We start from the raw sequence: 4,018 nt of genomic DNA, 5'->3' as shown, positions 1-4,018 counted from the left end.
TCACAAATTCAGGTTCCGGTCATGATGGTGTCAAGTATCAGAGACATCTTTGCGCCACCTGTAGAACAACAAATTACCCCCTTCAGCTGGCTAACTACCCCAGAAAAATATCTAGTGGTGACAGAAGAAGGTACTCACTTTTCCTACCTGGGTGGGGCAGGAGAGGGTGTCTTACCGGTTCCACCTGAATTGATTGGGCCAGATCCTGCGATCGCTCGTCCTTACCTGATGGCACTTAGTACCGCTTTTTTCAAAACCTATATTGCTAAACAACCCCAATATGCTTCCTATCTCAGTGAGTCCTATGTCAAACAGATTAGTCAAGACCCATTGAATCTGTTTCTGCTCAAGTCTTTTTAATTGCGATCTCCCGACTCCCGACTCCCCTAGATACGACAAATTTTACTTAATTCTTTTTCCTCTTTATGAGTGACTAGGTAATCATGGAGCCAATCACAACTCTTTGCCACTAAATCATTTAAATCAAAATTCCATAAAATTACCCTCTTGTCAAAATGAGCAGAAGCAATGGTCTGGCCATCGGGGCTAAAGGCCACGCTATTGACAATTTCGCTATGTCCGGTGAGAGTTTGGAGTAACTGCCCTTGCCGATTCCACAGTTTCACCGTCTTGTCAAAACTCCCAGACACAATAGTCTGGCCATCGGGGCTAAAAGCCACGCTATTGACTACTTCACCATGTCCGGTGAGAGTTTGGAGTAACTGCCCTTGCCGATTCCACAGTTTCACGGTGTTGTCGTTACTAGCAGAAGCAATCGTCTCCCCATCTCGGCTAAAAGCCACGCTTGTGACAGCTTCGCCATCTCCCGTGAAAGTTTGGAGTAACTGCCCTTGCCGATTCCACAATTTCACTGTCTTGTCGTTACTCCCAGAAGCAATCGTCTCACCATCTCGGCTAAAAGCCACGCTTGTGACAGCTTTGCTATGTCCGGTGAGAGTTTCGAGTAACTGGCCTTGCCGATTCCACAGTTTTACGGTGTTGTCAAAACTCCCAGAAGCAATCGTCTCACCATCTCGGCTAAAAGCCACGCTATAGACAGCTTCGCTATGTCCGGTAAAAGTTTGGAGTAACTGCCCTTGTCGATTCCACAGTTTCACCCTGTTGTCAAAACTCCCAGACACAATGGTCTGACCATCGGGACTAAAGGCCACGCTCTTAACAAGATTGCCATGTCCGGTGAGAGTTTGGAGTAACTCACCTGGCCGATTCCACAGTTTCACCGTCTTGTCGTGACTCCCAGAAGCAATCGTCTCACCATTGGGGCTAAAAGCCACACTATTGACAACATCCCTATGTCCGGTGAGAGTTTGGAGTAACTGCCCTTGCCGATTCCACAGTTTCACCGTCTTGTCAAAACTCCCAGAAGCAATGGTTTTCCCATCCGGGCTAAAAGCCACGCTATTGACAGGTTCCCTATGTCCGGTGAGAGTTTGGAGTAACTGCCCTTGCCGATTCCACAGTTTCACGGTGTTGTCAAAACTCCCAGAAGCAATCGTCCAGCCATCTCGGCTAAAAGCCAGGCTATTGACAGGTTCCCTATGTCCGGTGAGAGTTTCGAGTAACTGCCCTTGTCGATTCCACAGTTTCACCGTGTTGTCGCTACTCCCAGAAGCAATCCTGTTGCCATCTCGGCTAAAAGTCACGCTATTGACAGGTTCGCTATGTCCGGTGAGAGTTTGGAGTAACTGCCCTTCCTGATTCCACAGTTTCACGGTGTTGTCAAAACTCCCAGAAGCAATCCTGTTGCCATCTCGGCTAAAAGCCACGCTATTGACAGATTCCCTATGTCCGGTGAGAGTTTGGAGTAACTGCCCTTGCCGATTCCACAGTTTCACTGTCTTGTCGTGACTCCCAGAAGCAATGGTTTTCCCATCTGGGCTAAAAGCCACGCTATTGACAGGTTCGCTATGTCCGGTGAGAGTTTGGAGTAACTGCCCTTGCCGATTCCACAGTTTCACCCTGTTGTCGGTACTCCCAAAAGCAATGGTTTTTCCATCGGGGCTAAAAGCCACGCTGATGACAACTTTGCCATCTCCGGTGAGAGTTTTATGGGAGCTGAAGGGTGAACTATAAAATGATTGCCGTAATGTAGCTATAGCCTTAAATCTAGTTTCACCTTGTACCCAATTCGCCTTTTGGAGTATTCCTCCTGCCTTTAAACTCTCTTTGAGAGCTTTAAAGGGTTTCTTTGAGATCCAAAGATTCTGTGACAGTTGATTGAGGGCTTTGACTTCATTTATTGTTGCGTTTCTCCCCTGTGTACGAGCATACAATCCAAAAACTGTCGAAGCAACTGTCCCCAATACCAAGACACTAACAAACCCTACCGCTACTAACCGGCGGTTACGGGTCATTTGCTTGTGCTTGTGACGGCTTACCTGAATATACTCCTCGGCCAGCCCATCCAACATCCCCAACTTGCCATACTCGTTTAAATACTCCTGGGCTTCTACTAACTTCCCCCCAAGCAACAGTACACCGGCATCATCACGCCCCTTTCCCTTATCCATCCATTCTTCTGCCGCCGCTTCCAGCTTGCGTTCCACCACCATCCCCTCTGTGTAAGTCTGCTTCCACTCCAGCAACTTTCCCCAGTGGCGAATTAAGGCTTCATGAACCACATCCAAAACCACATCCTGGGAATTTTCCTCATGGCTTCTAGTAATCAAGCGGTTCTCTGAACTGGCTAAGGTCTGGCTCACACCATCGAGCAGTTCTAAACTGTGGTGAGAATTGACTAACTCCCCGAGGCTTACTCGTTTACGAGTATCGAGAGTATCTCCCACTTGAGTTAATTCCAAGAACAAACGCCTAGCCACACTTTGTTCTTCCGCTGAGAGACTATCAAATACCTGATTGGCTCTCTTTTCCAGAGTTCCCTCAATTCCCCCTAACTGTTGATAGGTTTCTAACCGTAAAAACGTTTCCTGCTGCTGTCTTGACTGTTTCCATAATTCGGTCAGAGTATATTGGAGCAGGGGAAGGCTGCCTGGATAATCTTCCACATCGTTAATCAGTTGCTGTTTTAATCTGCCCTCAATTCCCAATCCTACTAATTCAGCTGGTAGTGCGATCGCTTCTTCAATTTCCTGACGGTTCAAGTGGTCAACATTGATTAATGGTTTATTGATATTTTCTACTAATTGAGGATACTCTCGCAACCGCCCCCGAAAGTCAGAGCGCATGGCAATTAACACAATTAGATTGTTAGTATTCTCGATTAATTCAATTAAACCGTTAAAGAATTCCTGGCGTTGGTGAGGTTGACCCATAGTGAAGCACTCTTCAAACTGGTCAATAATCATGACCACCGGAGTAACACTAGAATTACCTCCCTTGTTCTCTAAAAGCTTTCCCTTTTTCAGCACCTCCAATAACCTTTGCTTTGGTGCAACACCAGGAGTGAAAGGTTCCAAATAATGCCAGTGATCGCTTCCGGGAATTGCCTGACCTAACTTCAGCTGATACAATAAACCCGCCCTGAGTAAGGAAGACTTGCCACTGCCGGAAGCCCCTAACACTACCAGCAGACGGTGTTTAGTTTTAACTCGCTCAATTAACTGCTGGGTCAACTGAGAACGACCGTGAAACACCAGAGCATCCTCTGGTAATGCCGTAAAATAAGACAGAGACCGATAGGGGCACTTATCCTGAAAGCTCAGTTTCGGAAACTGGGTAGTCAGTAGAATGGCTTGTGTTGAGTTAGCGATTAAAGGACGTTGTCCAGTCCTTGACATCCGCTGCTCAATAAACAAGGCCAAATTATGACTAGTAACAATACCATCCGGGTGATTTTCCGGATTCAACCCTGCCAGTAACTCCCTGGTAAATACTCCTTGTTCATGGCTTATCTCTACTCCCGGTTCAAAAGAACGAGTGGCAGTAATCAAGCAGTAAGCTTTATCAGTTGGGATAAATGGGAGCAAGCTTAGTAACTCGCCACTGTAGCAACAATCTAACCAAATCACTACCTGTTTGACTGGGCTAGTTGCGATTT

2 protein-coding genes are annotated in these 4,018 nt (G+C 46.8%); one reads left to right on the top strand and one right to left on the bottom strand.

Annotated features, from left to right (window positions below; genetic code table 11):
• On the top strand, positions 1 to 360 hold a 360-nt coding region (locus tag F6K38_RS36635; protein ID WP_502709640.1), incomplete at its 5' end, for an alpha/beta hydrolase family protein.
• Positions 361 to 386: 26 nt separating this feature from the next.
• Here F6K38_RS36635 and F6K38_RS36630 read toward each other — a convergent pair.
• Entirely contained in the window at positions 387 to 4,016 is a 3,630-nt protein-coding gene (locus tag F6K38_RS36630; protein ID WP_502709639.1) for an nSTAND1 domain-containing NTPase, read from the bottom strand.
• Between the last annotated feature and the right edge of the window lie 2 nt (positions 4,017 to 4,018).

Source organism: Moorena sp. SIO3B2, from assembly GCF_010692525.1.
Lineage (GTDB): Bacteria > Cyanobacteriota > Cyanobacteriia > Cyanobacteriales > Coleofasciculaceae > Moorena > Moorena producens.
Note: the sequence above shows the minus strand (reverse complement) of the source record. Positions and strands in the feature narration are given on the sequence as shown.